The sequence below is a fragment of the Enterococcus sp. FDAARGOS_553 genome (assembly GCF_003812305.1).
Classification (GTDB): Bacteria; Bacillota; Bacilli; order Lactobacillales; family Enterococcaceae; genus Enterococcus_D; species Enterococcus_D gallinarum.
Map to the genome: position 1 here is coordinate 2,126,955 of NZ_CP033740.1, position 24,001 is coordinate 2,150,955.

Here is a 24,001-nt window from a genome sequence, read left to right on the forward strand (position 1 = left end):
AGAAAAAAATGAAGCAGTCGAAACTGTTTATTCCGACATTGCGGGAAATACCAAGTGATGCGGAAACATTGAGTCATCAACTTTTAGTTAGAGCCGGTTATATTCGGCAAGTGGCAGCAGGCATCTACATGTATTTGCCTTTAGCCCAGCGGGTGTTGGAGAAAATTAAAAAATTGATGCGGGAAGAATTAGCCAAAATTGATGCAGTAGAAATGACGATGCCAGTTTTATTGCCCTTGGAACTATGGCAAAGTACTGGGCGAGACGGGCTTTATGGGCGCTCACTGTATCAGTTAACGGATCGAAACGAGCGGGAGTATGTCTTGGGGCCAACCCATGAAGAGCCTTTTACGGAATTGATCAAAAGTGAGATCTCTTCCTACAAACGTCTGCCGATCAGTTTGTATCAGATTCAGTCAAAATACCGAGACGAACAACGTCCGCGCTTCGGTTTGATTCGCAGTCGCGAATTCATCATGCAAGACGGCTACTCATTTCATGCCGATGAGTCAAGTTTAGATACGACTTATCGTCGGTATGAAGCAGCCTATCACGCGATTTTGCAGCGTTGTGGTCTGGAGTATCGCGCAGTGATTGGTGATAACGGTCTGATGGGAGGGCATGATTCCAAAGAATTTATGGCACTGTCGCAGATTGGTGAAGAACTAATTTGCTACTCAACGGAAAGCGACTACGTGGCGAATTGGAAAATGGCCACAAGTTTGTATGTATCAAAGAAATCTCACGAAACCTTTCTTGAGCGCGCAGAGTTGCAGGTTGATCCATCTTATTCTCTGGAAGAAGTAGCTGCAGCTTGTGAGAGTGACTTGACTAAGATCGTTCAGTCCTTTCTTTTGTTTGCTGATGGAGAACCGGTCATGATTCTTCTACGTGGCGATCATCAATTGAACGAAGCAAAAGTCAAAAATTTTCTAGAAGCCGATCAATTGAAAATAGCTACACCAGAAGAATTACGTTGTCATCTGCAAACTGAAGCAATCAGTCCCATTGAGCTGCCGGAAAATGTCCGCTTATATGCTGATCAGCATGTACAAGATTTAGCAAATGTGATCGTCTTTGGAAATCAACCGGGCCATTACTATCAAAACGCAAATGTAGGACAAGATTTTTCCCCATTGGCATTTGCTGATTTTCGATTGGTGCAAGAAGGTGATCCTTCTCCAGATGGCAAAGGGGTCCTAACTTTCACACGAGGAATCGAAGTTGGCCACATTTTCAAGCTAGGAACCAAATACAGTGAAAGACTTGGTGCGACAGTTGTCGATGAGAACGGTCAGGAGACGCCAGTCATGATGGGGTGTTATGGCATCGGTGTATCTCGTCTTCTATCAACAATCGTTGAACAGCACGGCAATGAAGAGGGAATCGATTGGCCGAAAGAGATTGCACCCTATGATATCCATATTATTCAAACCACAATGGAAGACTCGTATCAAACTGCTTTGTGCGAGGAAGTAGAGCAAGCGATGCTTGCTGTCGGTTATGAAGTTTTAGTAGATGATCGCAACGAACGTGCTGGTGTCAAATTTGCGGATGCGGATTTGATAGGCTGTCCGATTCGATTGACCATTGGCAACAAAGCGACAGAAGGGATTGTCGAAATAAAAATCAAACACACAAATGCAACCGTTGAAGTTCGTAAAGAGGAAGTGGCTACGACATTAACGATCTTGTTGACTGCATCTGAATGATCCGTGACAAAAATCGAGGAAGGGGGAGCCCTTTCTCGATTTTTTAATGAAAGACAAAAGAAAAAGAGGTATACTAATTAATACTGAGAAAAAGGAGGATGGTCAATTGTCAAAAGAAAGAGAGACCTTTGAGATTTTATTAGAGCAAATCAATGCTGGTCCTGATTTACGCCAACATCCTTTGATACAGACCGCTCAAATCAAACAAGTCGTGGTCCATCGCCAGTCAAAAGCTTGGACATTTTACTTGCAGTTTGATACATTGCTACCCGTTATGGTGTATCAATCGTTCAAACAACATTTGGAACTGGCCTTTAAGGAAATCGCTGCGGTGCGAATGATCATTGAAGCCAAGGATAATGCCTTCGATCAACAACTGATCCAAGAGTACTGGCCATTAGCACTCGCAAATCAAAACTGTGATCGTCCACTAGTACAGCAAGTCATTAAGAATCAGCTACCGGTAGTGAATGAGAAAAAAGTGATCCTGCCTGTTACCAATGAAGCGGTAATCGCGATTTTGCAGCAACAATATTTACCAATCATTGAAGAAAACTATCAAACATTTGGTTTTCAAAAATTTCGTATCATTCCTGAAATGGATGCCGAACAAGCAGAAGAAGCTTTAAAAGAATTGGAAGCTCGTAAAGAAGAACAGACTGCTGCTTTCCAATTACAGGCTGCTGAGAACTTGATCGCCCATGAACAGCGGAAAAAAGAAGTGAAAGCTGTTGAATTTGACGGTCCGATTGCATTGGGAAGGAATATTCCAGCCGATGAACCCGTTACCCCAATGATTAATATCATTGAGGAAGAACGCCGTGTGACGATCCAAGGATATGTCTTTGATAAAGAAGTTCGGGAATTACGTTCAAAGCGGAAGATCTTGATTCTGAAAATCACGGATTATACGTCATCTTTCAGTGTCAAAAAGTTCTCCAATAATGAAAAAGATGAACAAATCTTTGAGGCAATCGCCAAAGGCAGCTGGGTAAAAGTTCGCGGAAGCGTGCAGGAAGATACCTTTATGCGAGATCTTGTTATGAATGCTCAAGACTTGATTGAGGTAAAACACGAGATTCGGAAAGACTATGCACCTGAAGGAGAAAAACGGGTGGAACTCCATCTTCATTCAAATATGAGTACGATGGATGCCACGAATAATATCAGTGATTTAGTTGCACAAGCTGGAAAATGGGGACATAAGGCGATCGCTATTACGGACCATGGTGGCGCGCAAGCTTTCCCAGATGCCCATCATGCGGGTGAAAAAGCTGGTGTTAAGATTTTATATGGGGTTGAAGCCAATATCGTTGATGATGGCGTTGCAGTGGCTTATAACCCTAAACCAGTTCCTTTGACGGATGCCACGTATATTGTGTTTGACGTGGAAACGACGGGGCTATCTGCCGTTTATGATACAATTATCGAATTAGCGGCTGTCCGCATGCATAAAGGCAATGTGGAAGGCTCATTTGATGAATTCATTGATCCAGGACACCCATTGTCTCGCACCACCGTAGAGCTTACAGGGATCACGGATGAAATGGTTCGCGGTTCTAAATCAGAAGAAGAAGTATTGCGACTCTTTAGAGAGTTTTCTGAAGGAGCAATCTTGGTTGCCCACAATGCTTCTTTCGATATGGGCTTTTTAAATACGAGTTATCGAAAATATGGGATTCCAGAAGCCGAAAATCCAGTTATTGATACATTAGAACTGGCACGTTACTTATATCCTGAGTTCAAACGTTTTGGTCTAGGCGTCTTATCTAAAAAATTCGGCGTCAGCTTAGAACAGCATCACCGAGCGATCTATGATGCGGAAGCCACGGGCCATTTAGCTTGGATCTTTGTCAAAGAAGCGATGGAAAAGCATGGCATGCTGCTGCATGAAGACTTGAACCGCCATGTGGGAGGAGAGAACTCCTTCAAAGCGGCGCGACCATTCCATGCGACGATCTTGGCGAAGACGCAAGCCGGATTAAAAAATTTATTTAAATTGATCTCGATGTCGAACGTGAAATATTTCCATGACAAAGTCCCAAGAATTCCTCGCTCGGAATTGGTGAAGCTGCGGGAAGGATTACTTGTAGGAACCGCCTGTGACAAGGGAGAAGTCTTTGTCGCCATGATGCAAAAAGGGGTGGATGCTGCCCGTAAATTAGCAGAGTTCTACGATTATATTGAAGTCATGCCCAAAGAAGTTTACGCTCATTTGATTGAGACCGAACTTGTTAAGAATGAATCAGACCTAGAAGACATTATTCGCAACCTGATCGAGATCGGGAACGAATTAGGCAAAGTGGTGGTAGCTACAGGGAATGTTCATTATTTGAATGAAGAAGATGCGATCTATCGTAAGATTTTGATCAATTCAATGGGGGGAGCCAATCCTCTGAATCGCCATAGTCTCCCAGCTGTTCACTTTCGGACGACAGATGAGATGCTGACCGCTTTTCAATTTTTAGGCCCAGATACAGCCAAAGAAATCGTCGTGACAAACCCCAACAAAATTGCGGATATGTGTGAAAAGGTCATTCCAGTCAAGGATGATTTGTATACGCCAAAAATCCCAGGTTCCGAGCAAGAAATCACAGATCTAAGTTACAATCGTGCCAAAGAATTATATGGGGATCCTTTGCCTGAGATCGTTGAAAAGCGATTGAAAAAAGAATTAGATTCCATTATCGGAAATGGCTTCTCCGTGATTTACCTGATCTCCCAAAAACTGGTACACAAGAGCAATGAAGATGGCTACTTGGTGGGCTCGCGGGGATCTGTCGGTTCCAGTTTTGTCGCAACGATGACGGGGATCACTGAAGTGAATCCATTAGCTCCTCATTATTATTGCCCAGACTGTCAGTACTCGGAGTTTTATGAGGACGGGTCTTATGGTTCTGGCTATGATATGCCAGAAAAAAAATGTCCGAAATGCGGCACCCGACTAAACAAGGACGGTCATGACATTCCGTTTGAAACCTTCTTAGGTTTCCATGGAGATAAAGTCCCCGATATCGATTTGAACTTCTCTGGGGAATACCAGCCCGAAGCGCACAATTATACAAAGGTTCTTTTCGGAGAAGATTATGTTTACCGTGCAGGAACGATCGGTACGGTAGCAGACAAAACCGCATTCGGTTTTGTAAAAGGGTTTGAGCGGGATCACAATCTTCATTATCGTGCAGCAGAAGTGGACCGATTGGCCAAAGGGGCTACCGGAGTGAAGCGCACCACCGGACAGCATCCAGGGGGGATCATTGTAATCCCCGATTATATGGATGTCTATGATTTCACACCGATTCAATACCCAGCCGATGATATGAATTCTGAATGGAAGACGACACACTTTGATTTCCACTCGATCCATGACAATATTTTGAAACTGGATATTTTAGGACATGATGATCCGACAGTGATTCGGATGTTACAGGACTTATCTGGAATTGATCCAAAAACGATCCCTACCGATGATCCAGAAGTTATGCGTATTTTTGGCGAAACGGATGTTTTAGGTGTAACAGAAGAGCAAATTTATTCTAAAACTGGTACCTTAGGGATTCCTGAATTTGGGACCCGTTTCGTACGGGGGATGTTGGAACAGACCCATCCGTCCACCTTCGCAGAGTTGTTGCAGATTTCAGGACTTTCCCACGGAACGGATGTTTGGCTAGGAAATGCCGAGGAACTGATTCGGCGCGGTGATGCCAACTTGGCAGAAGTCATTGGTTGTCGGGATGACATCATGGTCTATCTGATTCATGCAGGATTAGATGACGGTATGGCTTTCAAAATCATGGAGACGGTTCGTAAAGGACAATGGAACAAGATCCCGGATGATTTGCGAGATACTTATCTGCAAGCGATGCGGGAAAATAATGTCCCTGAATGGTATATCGATTCTTGTTCTAAGATCAAGTATATGTTCCCCAAAGCCCATGCGGCAGCCTATGTATTGATGGCATTGCGGGTCGCTTACTTCAAAGTATATTTCCCAATTCTGTATTACTGTGCCTATTTCTCTGTTCGTGCGGACGACTTTGATTTGATCGCCATGTCAAAAGGCAAAGAAGCGGTAAAAGAGCGGATGCAAGAAATCAATGACAAAGGCATGGATGCATCGACAAAAGAAAAAAACTTGCTGACTGTTTTGGAATTGGCCAATGAAATGTTGGAAAGAGGCTATGAATTTGGCATGATCGATTTATATAAATCGGATGCTGAGAATTTTGTGATCGATGGCAACAAGCTGATCGCACCATTTCGAGCTGTACCAAGTTTAGGTCTAAACGTAGCCAAACAAATCTGTGAGGCCCGGAAAGATGGTCCGTTCTTGTCCAAAGAAGATCTGGCCAACCGAGGAAAAGTTTCCAAAACATTAATCGAATATATGACAGACAATGGTGTCTTGAAAGATTTACCGGATGAAAATCAATTGTCGTTGTTTGATATGCTATAAGGAAGAAATTTATTATCAACTATAAAAACGATTCGCAGGCACTATCTTTCTCAGAAATGATAGGTCCTCGAATCGTTTTTTTGTTTTATACATCGACACTTTTGCTGCATGTCATAATAAAACCATCAACAATAATGGAATGTAAATCATATAAATCAAAACGGAGTAGCCTAATGAAGAAGCAGCAAACTCTTCATCTCCATGGTAATTTCTAACCAGGATCGGCACAGAATTTTGAACAGGCATCGATGCTTGGATGATAAAGACTTGCAACATCAATGAAGGAACCTGTATCCATTGACCAATCAGCCACACGATCAATGGAGAGAGGAGAAAACGACCTGCGAGGACACCGGCAAGATCCTTGGTCATACGTAAATTCTTGATACCACTATAGTAAACGATGATCCCAATGATGAACATGGATAGAGGCGTGGTCAACTCAGAAAGATAGCCTCCTAGGCCTGCAATAAATTTCGGTAAAGGAAAATCGAAGAGCATCCAGATCAATCCAATAATAAACCCAATCAATGCAGGAGAGAAGATTTTTTTCAACACAACTAAAGGGTGAAAGGAGACTTTTGCTTCTTCGAAACTAGGGCTGTCTCGAGCGATTTCATAGATCCCAACCGTCCAAAACAAACTAGTGTTGACAATATAATAAAGCAAGACATAAGGAACAGCCTTTTCGCCAAAAATAGCCAGGTTGATCGGTAATCCAATAAAAATTGTATTGGAAAAAGTAAACATGGTGGAGAAGGATCCATGATGAGTGGGAGCTACTTGAAAGAAACGCTGCCAAAGTTTACTGATCCCATAAGTAATGACAATGGATAATAATGGAATAATCATTCCAGAAAACAATGAAAGGAATTCATCGCGGGTAAAATTCTTGATGATATTCAAAAACATACTTGCCGGCAGTGAGAGATTCAAAACAAGTTTTGAAAAGGTATCTGCTGTACGATTTGAGAACCATTGCTTAAAAGACAACCAGTAGCCAATAAACATCAAACTAAAAATCACAAAAATATTGCTATATGCTTGGAACATGAACTCACCTCTCTTTCACTATAGCGAATCTTGATTCCATAATCAATTCAATCAGAAAAGAATACCCCAAAAAAGCAATCAAAAAAACTATGACCGAGAAGAGTCGGTCATAGTTCTAAATTTATTTTCGTTGTTGTTTGCCGGCATTACGGCCTTTTGCATTTTTATGATTCAAGTTTTTTGGCGTTGTAGGCTGCGTCTGCTGCGTAGGAGTGACATCTTTCCGAGGCGTCACGACCGTTTTAGGCGGATTGGCTTTCATTTCTGCTTCAACTTGCGCACGAATCTTAGGTTTCATGATGACATTTGTAATAAAGGTTTGCAGGCAGCTGAAGACCCCGCCGACAACCCAGTATAACGTTACACCAGCAGGTGCACTTAATGACATGAAGACAATCATCAATGGCGAAACGATCAACATTGTTTTCATCGTTTTTTTCTGTTCTTCTGGGATTCCAATGGTTGAAATATATCCTTGTATGAGATACGAAATACCAGCAATGGCTACAAATAGGAAACTTGGTTGTCCTAAGGAAATCCCAAAGAATTCCGAATTTTGAATCCCTTGTGTGTAACGAGCAGTAAAATACAAAGCTGAAAATATTGGCATCTGAATCAGCAGCGGCAAGCAACCGATTCCGCCAAACATGCTGACATTATTTTCAGAATAAATTTTTTGCATGTCTGCTTGTGCTTGCATTTGTTCTTCACGAGTGGTCGCTTTTTTCAAGTTGGCTTGTGCGATATCTACCTGCGGTTTCAAGAACTGCATTTTTTCACTTTGGATCATCGTTTTCTTCGATTGATGGATCCCAAGCGGTAAGATAATGAGGCGTACAACGATTGTCACAGCGATAATTGCCCAACCATAAGACCAATCGAAGTTTTCTACCAGCATGGTGATCAAATTACCTAATGGTTTCACTAAGAAACGATAGATCATGCCGTTTTCATTCGGTGTTCCATCAGAGTTTGTGCTGACGCATCCGGATAAAGTCAGTAAAAGTCCTAACAATCCAGACGAGAGCAGCCATTTATTCATTTTTGACATTCTTTTCTTCCTCTTCACTATAAATTTAGACAAAAATAACTATACTAAAAAAGACCGACTATTTCAATGTACAAAAGGAAATTCATTGAAAAATCAATCTTTCGTCGTAGATTTAGTAACCATATTCAACATCAAAACTTGTTCTTTCCTTGATAGAAGGATCTTCTTGGATCTTTGTACTTGTCACTTTACCAGAAGGAGACGGTGAATCTTTGACCGCTTCAACAAAAGCGTCTACCTGTTTCTCTTCGCCGATAGCTTCGATCGTTACTGAACCATCAGATTCATTTTTGACGGATCCTTGGATCCCCATCCGGTCCGCTAACAATTTTGTCGTGTAACGAAAACCGACTCCTTGGACTCTGCCTTGAACTTGAATGCGTATTTTTTTCATCAAATCATCCCTCGTTTCAGTCAACCTCTATAGTATATGATAGCGTTTTTCTAACGAAAGAACAAGTTTCATCCTTTGACTCATGCTATAATGAGGCGAGGTGAACAGGATGAAGGAAATTCTTTCAAAAAAAAATATATTGATCAAAGAGGTCAAAAAACTCGCACAAAAAAAATACCGCAATCAAACCAATACGTATATAATCGACGGTTGGCATTTGGTACAAGAAGCCATTGCAGCATCGGCACCGATCAATTATCTATTTGTTACTGATAAAGGAATCCAAGAAACCGGCAATCAGTTAAAAGACTATCAAGACAAAGTATTTCGTATCTCCGATGAAGTAGCTGCTTTTCTATCAGATTTACCGACACCCCAAGGGATCTTTGCAGTGATCGAAAAAGAGACCGTTCAAGAAACGATTCATGGAAATTGGCTGATTTTAGATAATGTCCAGGATCCAGGGAATGTTGGGACTATGATTCGTACAGCCGATGCTGCGGGTTTTGCTGGGGTCTTTTTAGGAACAGGCACAGCTGATCGTTACAGCACAAAAGTCTTGCGTAGTATGCAAGGCAGCAACTTTCATTTACCGATCCTTGAAGGGGATGTGCCAGCATTCATCCAAAAATTAAAAGCCCAAGGGACTGCTATTTACGGGACTGAATTGAATAAAGAGGCGGTTTCTTATACAGAGTTATCTAAGAAAGGAACAGCTGCGTTTATCTTAGGGAACGAAGGACAAGGCGTCCATCCAGATATTTTAGGGTTGACCGATCAAAATGTCTATATTCCTATCTATGGGCAAGCAGAATCACTGAATGTAGCTATTGCTGCCGGTATTTTGATGTACTTTTTTGTCAGTTAGACTTTTTTAAGGAACTGTTAAACTCAAAGCAACTCTTTGGATTCTCCTAGAATTCTGTCTGAGCAGATGCTATACTTCTATTTGTAAGAAATAAGCAGTATCAAAAAGGTGGCAGGCATAAATCTATGACAGAAAAATGGCAAGAAGATAGCGAGTATATGTCTTATGTAGCAGATTTGTTAGAGACAGAAGCTGTAAAAAAATTAGCCAATTATGTTCAACATATGAGTTCCACACGTTTAGAACATTCGATCAGCGTTTCTTATTACAGTTATAAATTGGCAAAAAAATGGGGCGGCAATGCTCGTGCAACAGCTCGGGCTGGATTATTGCATGACCTTTTCTATTATGATTGGCGTACAACCAAATTCGATGAAGGAACACATGCCTATATGCATCCGCGAATTGCCGTTAAAAACGCAGAGAAAATTACTGAATTAAGTGATCTCGAGCGGGACATTATTTTGAAACATATGTGGGGAGCAACCATTGCACCACCCCGATATAAAGAAAGTTATATCGTAACCATGGTGGATAAATATTGTGCGGTGAAGGAAGCATCAGAACCAATGACTCAAGCCATGAAAGCAAAATGGCAACAACGGTTTTGGCATAAACAACGACCAACACATCTCTAATAAAACAGGCAAGCGCCTAGAATCTGTAGTGATTTATCAGATTCCAGGCGCTTTTTTTGTATGGTGGTGAAACAATTGGATCGTGGTGCTCATGATTCCATTCAAAGGGCATACTTACGCTAGTTTCCAAAGAAAAATTCGAGAATAGTCATCAAAAAGATGATGATTGCAATTCCGCCTATAGCTAACGCATGTCTTTTTTTGTGCATGAACAAAATGGCGATATATTCTCGTAAAAAAGCATTCGGCAAGTAATAGAAGGCTGTGTGTGAGCCAATCCCATCTGCTTTGACATGCGCTTGGTCGGCGTACATCCCTGCCCGGAAAATATGATAGTTATTGGAAGCAAAGATTGCGTGATATCCTTCTGGACGTAACGAATCCATGATTTCTTTGGAGAATTTCATATTTTCGTAAGTCGTTGTCGAATTGGCTTCCACTAAGATTTCACTTTCAGGGATTCCTTGAGAAACGGCATATTCTTTCATGGCCACTGCTTCAGGAATTTTTTCGTCGCTGCCTTGACCACCGGACATCAAAAGACGAGGGGCTGTTTTCTTCGCACGAAATTGAAGATGATAAAATGCGATAGCTTTATCGATCCGTTGGGCTAATAATGGAGAAACTTTCTCGCCATTAAGGAGACCTGCCCCTAAAACTATAATGAAGTCCTGGTCATAGCGGGGATGATTGAATTGATAAATAACCGAGATCGACAAAAAGTTAAGAAAAACCACAAAAAAATAAAGCAGCGATGCCGGAAAAATTGTAAATAAAACACTGACCCAACTTGGTAAGGCATGTAAAAAGGAATCCGATACCAACAAGATCGTTAAAACGATAGCTAAAACCAATGTCAACAGGTTGGCCAATGAGTGGGATTCTCGGCGTAAAACGACGATTGAATTCCAATAGAGGAAAATAATCAATCCATACAAACCAAAAAGAAAAACGAATAGAAAGCCAACTAATGCAACAGCTAAAATCCCGCCGACTAAAATATCTTCTGTCCGATAAAGATTAACGAGCAAATAAATCCCAAAGGTCAAGATGAAGACATTAAAAAGCAAACCATTCACTAAACGATGCTTGTTTTTAAAATAGGAATATAAAAATAATCCGGCCAAACTAAGCGGGGCTAAGATAAAAAAACTGCCAGTACGTAATTCCGAAATGGACAAATAGGCCAATAAAGCGGCAATCGTCCAACAACACTCGAAGAAAAAGATATCTGGGTCATCTTTTTTCTTACGGTACCAAAAAACAAAAATCGCTCCTAAGATATAAGCGATACTGAAAAGCCCAATTTGTGTAAAATCCATTCTTTTCACTCCTTTAAATCTAAGAACAGTATACCTAATTTTCGAAGAAAAAGCTTGCAGATGTGGTCAAAGTTGCTGAATTTTCTTGAATTCGCTACAATGGATAGAGAAGAAAGAAGGAGGCACAAGCATGGAATTAGGTGAAGTGATCCGAGTAACACTCCCAGCGTTTTATGTTGTCGGAAAAGAAGGGAAAGGTCTTGCTGAAGAAGGCCCTTCATGGGTACCGGCACTATGGGATCTTGCAACGAAAGATTTTGAAGAAATCGAGTTTTTGCTAGCCGATCAAGAAGCGGAAAATCTGCAGTTCTGGGGATTGATGAGTGACGGAGAGAACTGGCTGGAACCATGGCAAGAGACAGGACGTTACCTTGCGGGTGTCCAAGTCACTACGGATAATTTTCCACCAGTAGATTGGGTCCGTTGGCAAATGCCAGAGATGGAATACATGGTCGTAAAAACAAATGAAGCCAATCTAAACATGATGACAGAGAAGATGCTGAGAGAAGTTCTTCCAGAAAATAATGTTCAACTGGCAGCAGCTATTCAGGAACACTACCTGCCTAATTTTCAAGAAGGGGAAGTAGAACTGTATTTTCCTATTGAACCGATTGCGCCTGTTGTAACCAAAGAAGAGTTACTCTCTTAACAAAAAACTTCCAGTGTTTTAGTGATTACCGGTCTTACCGGCAACGCCAAACACTGGAAGTTTATTTTTGATTAAAAGAGATTTGTAAAGAAATTGGCAACTGATCGCCAGCCGATAACAAAAATATTTGCTTTTTCAACGGCTTTAGTAGTGATCAGCTCAGTAGTAGGGACTTCTTTACTACCATCCATATAACCTAATGTATCTGCAGGAATCGTTGCTGTTACTTTTCCTAAATCCGTTCCTTTGGCAACTGGTGCAGAGACAGTTTCTTCGTTCATTGTTTTGTTATAATCGATTGTTGTAGTGAAGTCTTTTGGATCCATATCTTTACGTACCCAAACAGAAAGATCATTTTTTACCGCTATGGGAACAGTAAGTTCTTTGCCGTTTTTAACAGCGACCGTTTTTGTATCTGCTAACTGATCACCAGCAGATAGAATAGGAACTTGCTCCCATGCATCAAATGAGTAATCCATCAGTTTGCCTGTTTCGGTGAAACGTACACTAGGATTCTCAGCATGACCGTTGACGTTTAACACTACGGTGATAATACGCTGGCCATCTCGCACAGCCGTTCCAACAAAGCAAGCACCTGCTAAATCAGTGGTTCCGGTTTTCAAACCGTCAACACCATCTTTGGCGTTGATGAAACCAGGTAGCATCCAGTTCCAGTTGACCATCTCAACTGGTGAGTAGGAACCTTCACCAAATGTTTTGGTAACCGTGCTGGTGACTTCTAATACTTCTGGGAAGTCTTGGAGCAAATGTCTCGCTACGATAGCGACATCTTTTGCAGATAATTCATTTTCATCAGTGGAAGTGGAACCAGGGTAAAGGTTTTCTCCCAGATAGGTGTTATTCAGTCCGGAAGCATTGACAATCTTAGCATCTGTGATTCCCCATTCAGTGAGTTTGTCTTTCATTTGATCGACAAAGGCTGGCTCCGACCCGGCAATTTTCTCTGCTAGGGCAACGACCGCAGCATTAGCTGATTGAATGTAGCTCGCTTCATAAAGGTCTTTAACGGTGTATTGAACATCACGATGCAAAGGAACATTGGACAAGTCAGGTGTGACACTGAGGTCGGCTGCATATTGTGAGATTTCAACAGGGTCTTCCCAAGTCAATTTGCCTTGCTTGACTTGTTCTGCTACTAGATACAGACTAATGATTTTTGTCACTGAGGCGATGCCCATCGGGGTTTCTCCCTCTTGGTCATATAAAATTTTGCCTGTATCGAAATCCACTGAAAAAGCAGCTTTTGCATCGATAGAAAAGTTTTTGATTTCTTCAGCGGTAAATGTAGTCTCCTCAGCGTGGGAGATCATTGGTATTCCGGCAATAAAAAAGAGGGTTGCTAGACCCGCAATCAATGAATACCAGATTTTGGATAATTTCTGCATAGGTAAACTCCTTCGTTTCTGTATCTAAATCAAAAGTTTAACAAAGAGTTTCCTGAGTTGCAATACTCTAACAGAAAGTTCAAAAATTCGTAAGAACCAGCTTTTTTCTTCTTGCCGAATCACACCAGTGATCGCTTTGTCTTGAAACAACAGTTGTTTTTAGACATAAAAAAAGCTTTTCTTTAACGAACAAAGAAAAGCAGTTTTTTTATCTAATAAAACTATCGGCGAATATGATTTCGGGGATCCTCACTTTGCACTTTTACAGGTACTTTCACTGCTCTTGTTTCTTGCTGCATCAATTGGCGGGCAAGAAACAGCGTTCCTCCAAGTAATGCGGCTAAACCAAAGATTGAAAAAAGTGAAACAAACGTCGCTAACATAGAAATCCCTTCTTTCTGTTTTTAATTAATGTGGAAGGTAGGAATCGAACCTACACCTTAATCTATGAACGATCATCTATCACTCAACGGAACACCTTGTTCAACCACTTCTTATTACTATCATAGCATGAACTGTCTAAAAATGCTGGTAGAAAGTCTGAGCATTTTCAGAGGAAATCAAGAATAAATAATGAAGAAACTTTGAAGAAATCATTCGATTTTTGTCAAAGGATATTGCCAATCTTCTGCTTCATCATAAAGGGTGAAGCGCTGGTCCTTTTGTTCAATGATCAAATGGTAACCCAATGAATCTAGTAAAACCAATCTTGATGGGGTCAGCTCAACGATCACAGTAGGTGAATGTTTCCCATCAATTGTCAGTGAATGCTCCTCTGTGATCTCAATGGATACAGTGTCTTTCATTTTTGAAGTGAACTGCCATTTCCCCACGAATTGTTGGCGGGGCTCAGTTTTTTGCTTTTCTTTTCTTAATATGAGCGAACTGGCAACACCGGTCAAAAGTGACAGACCAATCAACAGTGAACGTTTTTTCACATTTTCACATCCATTCCTACCTATGATGGAACTAGTATACCATGGGGAACAAGGAAATCCTCCTACTTTGGTCGGAACTTTAAAAGTTTTTAATTGACCGCATAATCCATTTATCAAAATCTTACAGCCCTCAGAAAATACCAGAAAATTGCAGCTGCAGCGGATAGCTGCAGCAATGATGCTGACCCAAAGCATTGTTCCATAGCTTATGGTAAAATCAGATAGAAAGTTTTCTGCTTTCTCCTACTTTAATTGAAAGAGAGTCTTTCACTGAGAATCAGAACATCATCAATTACTAGATCAACTGATTTAGCGTTTATTTAAGGAAGTCCGGCTGTTTTAAGGCCGAGGTATTAATGGAGAGGGAAAAAGATGGAATATCCAAATAGTCACTTAGCGATATTTATTATTCGGGAAAATCGCTTTATTGCCCGCTGTCGATTGATGTCAGGGGAGGAAGTAATCGTTCACGTCAAAAATACTGGTCGAGGAAAAGAGGTACTTGTTGCTGGTGCGTTAGTCACTTTGCAATACTGGAATAGTCCAAAGAGAAAAACTAATTATGATTTGATCGCAGTAAAAAAGGGCGACCAATGGATTAATATCGACAGTCAAGTCCCAAACCGTTTGGCCTATGAATCCTTATTGGACGGAACGATTCTTTTACCGCAGATCACAGGCAATCTAACTTTACTAAAGAGAGAAGTGACGTATCACCGTTCAAAGTTTGATTTTTATTTTGAAACAGATGTCGGAGAAAAGGGCTTTATAGAAATCAAAGGGATGACTTTGGAAAACAAACGAGTGGGTGCTTTTCCAGATGCGCCCACCAGTCGCGGATTGAAACATGTAAGTGAACTGATAGATGCCAAGAAAGAAGGGTACTATGCCGCGGTATTGTTTGTCGTCCAATTTGAAGACATTGATGTCGCGACGATCCATCGTGCCATGCAACCAGAGCTAGCAAAAAAAATCGGACAAGCAATTGCAGACGGAATCCAAGTTTTCGCGTATAATTGTCTTGTGGATGAAACCAGCATTTCCATTAATAAAGCAGTACCTTTTGATCTTACGGCTGCTTTTGAAGACCCAAACTTATAAGAAAAGAGGGAATATGAATGATTCATTTAGGGATAATCGGTACAAATTGGATCACGGATCAATTTGTACAAGCTGCACATGAAACGGGACGCTACCATCTAACGGCTGTCTATTCTAGAAAACTGGCGACTGCTCAGTCTTTTGCAGAGAAATACGGAGAAGTGACTTGTGTAGATGATTTAACGGCTTTCTTTCAACTAGAAGAATTAGATACGGTATATATTGCATCTCCCAACAGTTTGCATTTTGAACAAGCAAAACAAGGGATTTTGTCAGGAAAAAATGTGATCGTCGAAAAACCTGCCTTTTCGACACCATCAGAAATGGCTGAGATCATTGAATTGGCCAATGAAAATCAAGTTTTATTTTTTGAAGCAGCGCGCAACATTCATGAGAAAAGTTTTGACACCATTGCGTCTGTCTTAACTGAACATGGCAATATCATTGGTGCAAACTTTACCTATATGAAATACTCTTCACGGTATGATGCAGTGTTAGCAGGAGAGGAGCCAAATATTTTTTCTCCCCATTTTTCTGGCGGCGCATTGGTAGATCTGGGTGTTTATCCCGTTTATGCAGCACTAGCTTGGTTTGGCAGACCACAAAATGTTTATTATTTTGCCCGGAAAATCGTGACAGGAGTCGATGGGATCGGTACGATCATTTTACGTTATGAAACTTTTGACGTAACCATTCAAACTGGAAAAATCGGCAACTCTGACTTGAAATCCGAAATATATTTTGAAAATGGAACACTGGAACTAAATGCAGTCAATGCCATTGAACAAGCGGTATTTTATGACCGTACAAATAATGAAACGGTATTACCGGTGACCGCGCAGGCAAATCCGATGGTCGAAGAAGCTGCAGATTTTGCAGAAGTCATCGAAAATAAAGCAGATCCCCAATTGGGTGCGCGCTATGAAGAATGGATCGAATTAGCTCGTGATGTAAATGAAGCGATCTATCTCATGAGAAAACACGCAGAAATCTCCTTTGACGCAGACAAAGAGTAAGGAATGGAATGTATGACAGCAACTTATTTAGCAGAAGTTTGGCAAGAAAAATGGCAAAGCAGCGGCTTTTCTGCGCCATCACTGATTCAAGAACGGGTTTACCCCCTCTTGAAATCAGGACAATCAGTAGTAGGCGTTTCACCGACAGGTTCAGGGAAAACATTGGCCTATTTACTACCTTTATTGGAAACTGTAAAAGTTGGTGAAGGCAATCAGCTCCTGATTTTGACCTCTTCCCAAGAACTGGCCATGCAGGTCACACAGGTCGCACGAGATTGGGCCCAGCTTTTAGATTTGCAGGTTTTACCACTGATTGGCGGCGCAAATACTAAGCGACAAATTGAAAAGTTGAAGGCCAAACCAGAAGTTTTGGTGGGGACACCAGGACGAGTATTGGAATTGCTCAAATTAAAAAAAGTCAAAACGCAACAGATTCACGGGGTAGTCTTGGATGAAGTGGATCAATTACTGAAAGAAGGGGCCTTTGGGCTCGCTAGCAAAATCTTGACGCTTATTCCAAAACAGGCGACTCGCAGTTTCTTCTCTGCAACTGCCAATGAGGTTCTAAAAGAAATTCAAGAACTGGCTTTTGAAACACCACAGGTCATTGATGTGACAGAGGAAGACCAGAGCAAAGGGGTGATCCATCATTATTATTTGAATTACCCGAGTCGTAAACTAGTGGATGCTTTGCGCCGGTTGGCTTACTTACCAGATTTTCAGGGATTGATTTTTTTCAATGAATTAAGTGCATTAGGTAATGCTGAAGAAAAACTGCTCTTTCATGGTTTGCCAGTCGCCTCCCTTGCTTCAGACCAGAACAAACTGACCCGCCGTGCTTCGCTTGATGGGTTCCGTCAGGGAAAGATTTGTGAATTACTAACGACAGATGTTGCTGCCAGAGGATTGGATGTCGATCAGCTGGGGTATGTGGTCAACACCGAGGTTCCACAAGAGAAAGAATCTTATCTTCACCGAGCAGGTCGTGTGGGACGGATGGGAAATGAGGGCACAGTGATCACGATCGTTCAAGACCATACATTAAAGGATCTAAAGAAAATTGCCGCACAGCTGGATCTAACGCTGCAAGAAGTTTTCTTGCATGGAGGTGCGCTTCACACAGAGCGTCCGGAAGTTAAAAGTGAACCTAAAAAAGAGCAGAGTGTGCAGAAAAATTCCAGAAAAACTTCTGAAAAATTACACACTATGCCAAAGAAAACGAAGAAAAAGCAAAAAAACCAAAAAGATAAAGGCAAAAGACGCCATTGAGCGTCTTTTTGTGTTACCATTAACGGTGGTTAATTACTAGTGTGTAATATTGAGGAGGCATTTTCGTGAATTCAAGGAAAGAAGAAATCTTTCAGACGATCGAACTGCACAAACAAGGTCTGACAGCCTTAGAGGTTGCGGAGATTTTACAAATCGATCGCAGTAATGCAAGCCGTTATCTCAGTGAATTATTTAAAGAAAATAAAATCAGCAAGCGTGCTGGTCGGCCAGTAATCTATGAACCATTGAATGAGGAAGTTCATGTGGATGTGTCCTCCGAGGTTAGTTTTGAAAGTCTGGTGGGCGTTCAAGCTTCTTTGAAAGTCAGTATCCAACAGGCGAAAGCGGCCATTCTATATCCGCCCCGTGGACTGCATACTATTATATTCGGCGAAACCGGGACCGGGAAATCATTATTTGCGGAGTGTATGTATCATTTCGCTGTGGAATCAAAAATGCTGAAAAAAGATGCCCCATTTGTTGCGTTTAATTGTGCGGACTATGCGCAAAATCCCCAATTGCTATTTGGTCATATCTTTGGGATCCGCAAAGGAGCATACACTGGCGCTGCGGAAGATAGTCCCGGACTAATGGCGAAAGCCGATGGCGGTATTTTGTTTCTGGATGAGATTCATCGTTTGCCGCCGGAAGGCCAGGAAATGCTCTTTACCTTTATCGACAAGGGAGTCTATCGTCCTCTAGGTGAAAGCAATCAAGTGTACGAAGCTTCTGTGCAGATCATCGGTGCTACAACAGAATCTTCAGAAACATTTTTGACGACATTCAACCGAAGGATTCCAATGGCCATCACTTTGCCGAATGTGGAGAGTCGTTCACTGGATGAACGATATGAAATCATCTCCTTATTTATCAAGCAAGAAGCAACTCGGCTCAATCAACGGATCGACGTTGAGCGAGATGCGATTTTGGCCTTTATGCTGTATGAAGCAGAAGGCAATATCGGTCAAATCAAACGTGATTTGAAATTAGTCTGTGCCAAAGCATTTCTCCATTATCGGACCTACGGCAAAAAGCATTTATTGATTCGTAAAGAAGATTGTTCACTGCAAGTCCAAAAAGGATTGTTGAAAATCAAAGAAATGTCGGAACGTCTCGATCGATTTTTAGAAGGCAAAGGCGATTTTTTGAGTTTCGAGCCTGGGGATCAAGATGTTGTTTGGTCACAAGATCCTCAAAGAAATATGCAGGTTTACAATGAGATTGAAGAAAAAGTCAGCAGCTTGATCGAGACAGGTGTTGCAACGATCGATCTGGAAAATCTGATTTCCAAGGATGTGGATGCCTATTTTGAAATGTATGTAGAAGAGCTGACGCAAAATCCCGTTCACAAAGAGTTGATTCCAGAAGATATTTGGAAACTGACCAATCACCTTTATGATATCGCTGAGCAAAAATTGGATCGTACATACAATGAAAAAGCACGTTTTGCCTTTGCACTTCATCTTCAAAGTACATTAGAACGCGTAAAAGAAGGCCACATGATCGTTCATCCAGACTTAAATACGATTCGGAAAAATCTGAAATCAGAGTTTCAGGTGGCGATGGATCTATCAACTATTATTGAAGAGGAACGACACGTGGAGATTCCCTTCGATGAAATTGGCTTTATTAGTATGTTTCTAGCTATTCAGGTGAAAAAACAGATCATGCCGCTTGAGAAGGTAGAAGTCGTCGTCTTGATGCATGGAAGAGCAACAGCTAGCAGCATGCTGGAAACCGCACAGGAGCTATTGGAAACCACTAGCGGTTATGCAATGAATATGTCATTGGATACAGAAGTGGGCGCCATGTATGAAAAGTTACTGGCCTATGTTTCTAAGAATAAAGATAAATTAAGCAATGGTCTATTGCTTCTCACTGATATGGGATCATTGAACTCTTTTGCAACACTTATTTATGAAGAAACGGGCATTCGGACGAAAGCAATCTCCATGTCCAGTACGATGATCGTGCTGGAAGCTTTGCGCATGGCAGAGAGTGGACGCAGTCTCGAGGATATCTATCAAAACATCCAGCGTTCCTTTGAGACGATCGTTCAAGAGCAATTCCGCACGGTTCGGGAAGCCAAAGGCAATAAAAAGGCAGTAATCGTTACGTGCTTTACGGGAGAAGGTGTCGCTGCCAAGCTGTATCAGCGCATCTATCCGGTCGTCGATCAAGAGAAGGTCGAAATTATTCAAATGCAATTTATTGAGAAAGAAACCTTCAAGAAACACATCGATGGGTTGCTAGAAGAATATGAGATCAAAGCCATCGCTGGCACAGTAGATATCGATTATCAAAACATTCCTTTCTTTTCGGCTTATGATGTCTTTGATGACGAACGGTTGAATGTGCTGAAGCGAATCGTTTCTGATGAAGTTCCCATCGAGAAAATTGTTCGCTCTCTTGAAAATACCCTTACGCATGTCGGGTCTGTCTACCATTTGATCGAGAGCTTGCAACGAATCGTCCATCAGGTTCAGAATCAGCTGCATGTGACACTAGAACCGACTGTAGATGCCGGGTTAGTGATCCACCTTGCTTTTCTTGTGGAGAGCAATTTGAAGAAGGAACCTTCCCGAGCATTTAAGGATTTAGCAAGCTTCCAAAAGCGGTATCGAATCGAGACCGATGTGTTGCGAACGAACTTGCTGCAAATCGAAAAAAATTATCAAATCAAGATCTCTGAAGATGAGATTGCGTATCTCACACAGATGTTCTTAGAAAATGAAATAAAAAATCATCATGAATCCGCACACAATATTAGTGTGTAATGAGAAAAAGTAAAAGTGTGTAAGCGTTAAATTGGTGCAGACCATTGTTAAATCAAGGTTTGCACTTTTTTTATTTTGGCACGCTTTTTGCTTTATAGTAAAGTGTAAATAATAATTTAGAAAGGAGTGACAATGATGGCGAAAAAAACGATTATGCTCGTATGTTCTGCTGGCATGAGTACTAGTTTGTTGGTAACAAAAATGCAAAAAGCAGCTGAAGCAAAAGGAATGGACGCAGATATTTTTGCAGTTTCCGCTTCAGAAGCAGACCAACATTTAGAATCAAAACCGGTGGATGTTCTATTGTTAGGCCCACAAGTACGTTTTATGAAATCACAGTTTGAACAAAAATTAGCACCTAAAGGGATTCCTTTAGAAGTCATCAACATGGCTGATTATGGCATGATGAATGGCGAAAAAGTTTTAGCACAAGCAGAAAGCTTAATGAAGTAGTGAAGTAAGAGGAGGATTTTTTTGATGGACGAGCAAAATTTGGAAGCCATTATGGGTTTGATCATGTATGGCGGAAATGCGAAAAGTGATGCAATGGAGGCAATTGCGGCAGCCAAAGAAGGAAATTTTGAATTGGCAGACCAAAAGATTGCGGATGCTGAAGCATCTTTAGTAGAAGCACACCACTCACAAACTGGTTTGTTGACACAAGAAGCACAAGGCAACCATATGACAGTGACCTTGTTGACGGTTCATTCGCAAGACCATCTAATGACATCAATCGCATTTACAGATCTAGCGAAAGAAATCATTGATATTTATCGACGTATGAGTAACGAATAATCTTTGAACGGATAGAAGTAGTTATTTGTTGATTTTATCTCTTAGAAAAATCTTCTTTGGCGAATAGAACTTATAGGAGGACATAAAAATGGATGGATTAACGAGTTGGATGGAGAAATACATTCTCCCCGTAGCAGCGAAGATCGGTGCTCAAAAGCACTTAGTAGCGTTGCGTGATGCGTTTATTGGAACAATGCCCGCGACAATGGCTGGTTCGATCGCTGTAATGATCAATGCGATCATTCGCGATCTGCCGCCACAGTTTTGGCCTAGTTATGATGCAAGTACAATTCCAGTTATACGTGAAATTATTAGTATTAATGGGTTTGTTTGGAATGGTACACTAGCTGTAGCTGGATTGGTTTTTGCTTTTTCTTGGGGGTATAACTTAGCCCGAGCATACCGCGTCAATGACCTTGCCGGTGGGATCGTCGGAATGGCGACACTGATCCAAGGAATCGCTTTTTCATATAGCACATCTGTTGCGACGACAGTTCCTGCAAATTTGATGGATGAAATCAATGCTGGTACAGCAACAACTGGTTGGTCAGCAACAGCTGAAGGAATTACAGCTGGCGGCTGGGGCTGGTTGAATTTGAACCATCTAAATGGGAATGCATACTTTACTGTAATGATCATGGGAGCAATCTCAGTCATCATTTTCTGTAAATTAATGTTAGCCAATATTACAATCAAAATGCCGGATTCCGTTCCACCAGCAGTTTCGAAAGCTTTTGCCGCAATCTTACCGGCAACGATCGCTTTGTATGTTATTGCTATTATTAACTTTATTGTTGGACAATTGACGGATGGACAATTGATTATCGACCTTGTTCAGAAATATATTGCTGAACCATTCTTGGGTCTTTCTCAAGGAATAGGTGCAGTCTTGATCGTTACTGTTTTTGTGCAAATCTTCTGGTTCTTTGGTATCCATGGTCCAAACGTATTGGCACCAGTTTTGGAAGGTATCTGGGGACAAGCACAGTTGATCAATATTGATATTTTCCAAAAAGGATATGATGGAAAAACTGGAACAAGCGCGGTATTAGCAGCCATTGAAGATGGAAAAGCGTATATGTGGGTTCGTGGATCATTCGATGCATTTGCATGGTTTGGTGGTTCAGGTGGAACGATCGTTCTTTTGATCGCCATCTTAGTTTTCTCTAAACGTGCAGACTATCTGACAGTTGCCAAATTATCAATTGGACCTGGTATCTTCAATATCAACGAACCAGTCATGTTTGGTTTGCCAATCGTATTGAATGCGATCATGTTCATTCCATTCATTATTGCACCGCTTGTTGCTACAACAATTGGTTGGTTAGCTACTTACTGGGGATTAGTCTCACCAGTTTCTCAACAAGTAACTTGGGTTGTGCCGCCAATGTTATTATCATTCTTAGCAACCGGTGCAGACTGGCGTGCGCCAATCGTCACTTTAGTATGTATGGTGGTCACCTTCTTCATCTGGGCACCATTTGTTATCTCAGCAAATAAAATTGATCCAAAATTAGGCGAATAGCCCTTTAATCGAGAGGAACTGCTATCGCTTCATAGTTGAGGTAGCAGTTCTTCTTTTCATTCATTTAGAATACAGTTAGAAAACAGCAGCAAGAAAACTGCTCAAGGAGGAATAAAAAATGATCTCAATCGCAAGTGCTATGCAACAAGATGCAATCAAAGAATTATTAGAAGGATACAATGAAGACGGTGTGTCTTACACATTTAAAGAAAAACAAGGGATCAAATTGATTTTTACTACCACAGCTGACGATGCAGAAGCAGCAGCTAAAAAAGCGAAAGAATTGATTAAGGCCCAACCATGGGGATCTGTGCTATACTTTCAAGCAACCGCTGTTTGATGTCGTAATACAACTGATGTCAGGGACGATTAAATAGATAGGGATGAATCAAAATGATAAAAAACGGCTTATTTTTGTGCAGTATCGGGTTGCTTGTGATTTTGTATAGCATGAACCCAAGCAATATGCGTTTAGACATTTTCAGTTTTACTACTGGAATTGCTTTGCTGATAGGCGGCGGTTTGTTGTTTATGAAAGGCAAGAAAAAAGCTGATCAATCAAATGGAGGACAGTCTAAATGAAAATTGAAAAAACATTGAACGTTCCAAGTCCAGTCTTTTTCGATAAAATAATCGACTCAGTGATATTTGATATCCGCAAGGCAACAGGCAAAACGGTTTCCCGCAAACAGTTAGCCGGATATGAGTACGTCAAGGAATTTTCAGCTTCCAGCCGTGCAAAAATCAAAATTGAAGAAGTCATTGAGAATCAAGTCTATCAGTTTCGGACAGAGACAACCAAAAATGAGTTTGTCGTTCGCTATGAGCTGGAAACGATAAATGAAAAGCAGACAAAGGTAATTTATACGGAAACGATGAAGTCATTCGGTATTTTGCAACAAATGAATGATATGCTGCTTGGAACGATTCTAGGTTATTTTAAACGAAAACAATTCAAAAAAATGCTGGTTATGATGGAAGAATCATATTAAAGGGGTCCTGTGACGCCTTTTTTGTGTTTTCCAGGTAGG

Annotated in this window: 22 protein-coding genes; 15 read left to right on the forward strand and 7 right to left on the reverse strand. The window is 41.2% G+C overall.

Annotated elements, in window-relative coordinates:
* The first annotated feature begins 8 nt into the window (after positions 1-8).
* Together EGX73_RS10750 and EGX73_RS10755 are read left to right on the forward strand one after the other, a co-directional pair.
* Positions 9-1,712 carry a proline--tRNA ligase gene (locus EGX73_RS10750; protein ID WP_123866938.1) on the forward strand — a complete coding sequence of 568 codons (1,704 nt, stop codon included), beginning with the start codon at positions 9-11 and terminating at the stop codon, positions 1,710-1,712.
* A gap of 106 nt (positions 1,713-1,818) precedes the next feature.
* A complete protein-coding gene (locus tag EGX73_RS10755) occupies positions 1,819-6,168 on the forward strand; it encodes a PolC-type DNA polymerase III (protein ID WP_123866939.1) in 4,350 nt (1,449 codons plus the stop codon).
* A gap of 111 nt (positions 6,169-6,279) precedes the next feature.
* On the opposite strand, the gene EGX73_RS10760 is transcribed toward EGX73_RS10755, so the two are convergent.
* From EGX73_RS10760 to EGX73_RS10770, 3 genes are all read right to left on the reverse strand, one after another.
* Positions 6,280-7,221 carry an AEC family transporter gene (locus EGX73_RS10760; RefSeq protein WP_003126877.1) on the reverse strand — a complete coding sequence of 314 codons (942 nt, stop codon included), beginning with the start codon at positions 7,219-7,221 and terminating at the stop codon, positions 6,280-6,282.
* A 121-nt stretch (positions 7,222-7,342) separates the two neighbouring features.
* The gene (gene yidC, locus EGX73_RS10765; protein ID WP_005472205.1) at positions 7,343-8,272 is read right to left on the reverse strand and encodes a membrane protein insertase YidC; all 930 of its coding nucleotides are present in this window, start codon (positions 8,270-8,272) and stop codon (positions 7,343-7,345) included.
* A gap of 112 nt (positions 8,273-8,384) precedes the next feature.
* Positions 8,385-8,666: an acylphosphatase gene (locus tag EGX73_RS10770; RefSeq protein ID WP_005472207.1), complete on the reverse strand. Its 282-nt coding sequence runs from the start codon at positions 8,664-8,666 to the stop codon at positions 8,385-8,387.
* A gap of 109 nt (positions 8,667-8,775) precedes the next feature.
* On the opposite strand from EGX73_RS10770, the gene EGX73_RS10775 reads away from it, so the two are divergent.
* Both EGX73_RS10775 and EGX73_RS10780 read left to right on the forward strand, forming a co-directional pair.
* Positions 8,776-9,534: an RNA methyltransferase gene (locus EGX73_RS10775; protein ID WP_029487015.1), complete on the forward strand. Its 759-nt coding sequence runs from the start codon at positions 8,776-8,778 to the stop codon at positions 9,532-9,534.
* Positions 9,535-9,659: 125 nt separating this feature from the next.
* Positions 9,660-10,172, forward strand: coding sequence for an HD domain-containing protein (locus tag EGX73_RS10780; RefSeq protein WP_003126881.1), 513 nt, complete (start codon positions 9,660-9,662; stop codon positions 10,170-10,172).
* A 119-nt stretch (positions 10,173-10,291) separates the two neighbouring features.
* Here the strand turns inward: EGX73_RS10780 and EGX73_RS10785 are convergent, their stop codons facing one another.
* Entirely contained in the window at positions 10,292-11,494 is a 1,203-nt protein-coding gene (locus EGX73_RS10785) for a YdcF family protein (protein ID WP_029487014.1), read from the reverse strand.
* A 130-nt stretch (positions 11,495-11,624) separates the two neighbouring features.
* On the opposite strand from EGX73_RS10785, the gene EGX73_RS10790 reads away from it, so the two are divergent.
* Positions 11,625-12,143, forward strand: coding sequence for a GyrI-like domain-containing protein (locus EGX73_RS10790; protein ID WP_005472215.1), 519 nt, complete (start codon positions 11,625-11,627; stop codon positions 12,141-12,143).
* 71 nt (positions 12,144-12,214) lie between these two features.
* On the opposite strand, the gene EGX73_RS10795 is transcribed toward EGX73_RS10790, so the two are convergent.
* The 3 genes from EGX73_RS10795 to EGX73_RS10800 form a co-directional block, all read right to left on the reverse strand.
* Positions 12,215-13,549 (reverse strand): serine hydrolase, encoded by a 1,335-nt coding sequence (locus tag EGX73_RS10795; RefSeq protein WP_005472217.1) that lies wholly within the window; start codon positions 13,547-13,549, stop codon positions 12,215-12,217.
* A 221-nt stretch (positions 13,550-13,770) separates the two neighbouring features.
* Positions 13,771-13,932, reverse strand: a complete 162-nt coding sequence (locus EGX73_RS15950; protein WP_003126893.1) for a hypothetical protein — start codon at positions 13,930-13,932, stop codon at positions 13,771-13,773.
* A 210-nt stretch (positions 13,933-14,142) separates the two neighbouring features.
* On the reverse strand, positions 14,143-14,487 hold the full coding sequence (locus tag EGX73_RS10800; protein ID WP_003126895.1) for a DUF4828 domain-containing protein: 345 nt from the start codon (positions 14,485-14,487) through the stop codon (positions 14,143-14,145).
* A gap of 372 nt (positions 14,488-14,859) precedes the next feature.
* Here EGX73_RS10800 and sfsA point away from each other — a divergent pair, with 372 nt between their 5' ends.
* From sfsA to EGX73_RS10850, 10 genes are all read left to right on the forward strand, one after another.
* The gene (gene sfsA / locus EGX73_RS10805) at positions 14,860-15,588 is read left to right on the forward strand and encodes a DNA/RNA nuclease SfsA (protein WP_005472220.1); all 729 of its coding nucleotides are present in this window, start codon (positions 14,860-14,862) and stop codon (positions 15,586-15,588) included.
* 17 nt (positions 15,589-15,605) lie between these two features.
* Positions 15,606-16,604 carry a Gfo/Idh/MocA family protein gene (locus EGX73_RS10810; protein WP_003126897.1) on the forward strand — a complete coding sequence of 333 codons (999 nt, stop codon included), beginning with the start codon at positions 15,606-15,608 and terminating at the stop codon, positions 16,602-16,604.
* A gap of 12 nt (positions 16,605-16,616) precedes the next feature.
* Positions 16,617-17,873: a DEAD/DEAH box helicase gene (locus EGX73_RS10815; protein ID WP_123866940.1), complete on the forward strand. Its 1,257-nt coding sequence runs from the start codon at positions 16,617-16,619 to the stop codon at positions 17,871-17,873.
* Between the two features lie 65 nt (positions 17,874-17,938).
* The gene (locus EGX73_RS10820) at positions 17,939-20,650 is read left to right on the forward strand and encodes a sigma 54-interacting transcriptional regulator (protein WP_003126899.1); all 2,712 of its coding nucleotides are present in this window, start codon (positions 17,939-17,941) and stop codon (positions 20,648-20,650) included.
* Between the two features lie 135 nt (positions 20,651-20,785).
* Positions 20,786-21,103 carry a PTS sugar transporter subunit IIB gene (locus EGX73_RS10825; protein WP_003126900.1) on the forward strand — a complete coding sequence of 106 codons (318 nt, stop codon included), beginning with the start codon at positions 20,786-20,788 and terminating at the stop codon, positions 21,101-21,103.
* A gap of 24 nt (positions 21,104-21,127) precedes the next feature.
* A complete protein-coding gene (locus EGX73_RS10830) occupies positions 21,128-21,445 on the forward strand; it encodes a PTS lactose/cellobiose transporter subunit IIA (RefSeq protein ID WP_003126901.1) in 318 nt (105 codons plus the stop codon).
* Between the two features lie 88 nt (positions 21,446-21,533).
* A complete protein-coding gene (locus EGX73_RS10835; protein WP_003126904.1) occupies positions 21,534-22,970 on the forward strand; it encodes a PTS sugar transporter subunit IIC in 1,437 nt (478 codons plus the stop codon).
* A 118-nt stretch (positions 22,971-23,088) separates the two neighbouring features.
* Positions 23,089-23,310 carry a hypothetical protein gene (locus EGX73_RS10840; RefSeq protein ID WP_003126906.1) on the forward strand — a complete coding sequence of 74 codons (222 nt, stop codon included), beginning with the start codon at positions 23,089-23,091 and terminating at the stop codon, positions 23,308-23,310.
* A 53-nt stretch (positions 23,311-23,363) separates the two neighbouring features.
* Positions 23,364-23,552, forward strand: coding sequence for a DUF3188 domain-containing protein (locus EGX73_RS10845; protein ID WP_003126909.1), 189 nt, complete (start codon positions 23,364-23,366; stop codon positions 23,550-23,552).
* Positions 23,549-23,962, forward strand: a complete 414-nt coding sequence (locus EGX73_RS10850; RefSeq protein WP_003126911.1) for a DUF3284 domain-containing protein — start codon at positions 23,549-23,551, stop codon at positions 23,960-23,962. The genes EGX73_RS10845 and EGX73_RS10850 overlap by 4 nt, the downstream gene beginning before the upstream one ends.
* Positions 23,963-24,001 lie beyond the last annotated feature (39 nt).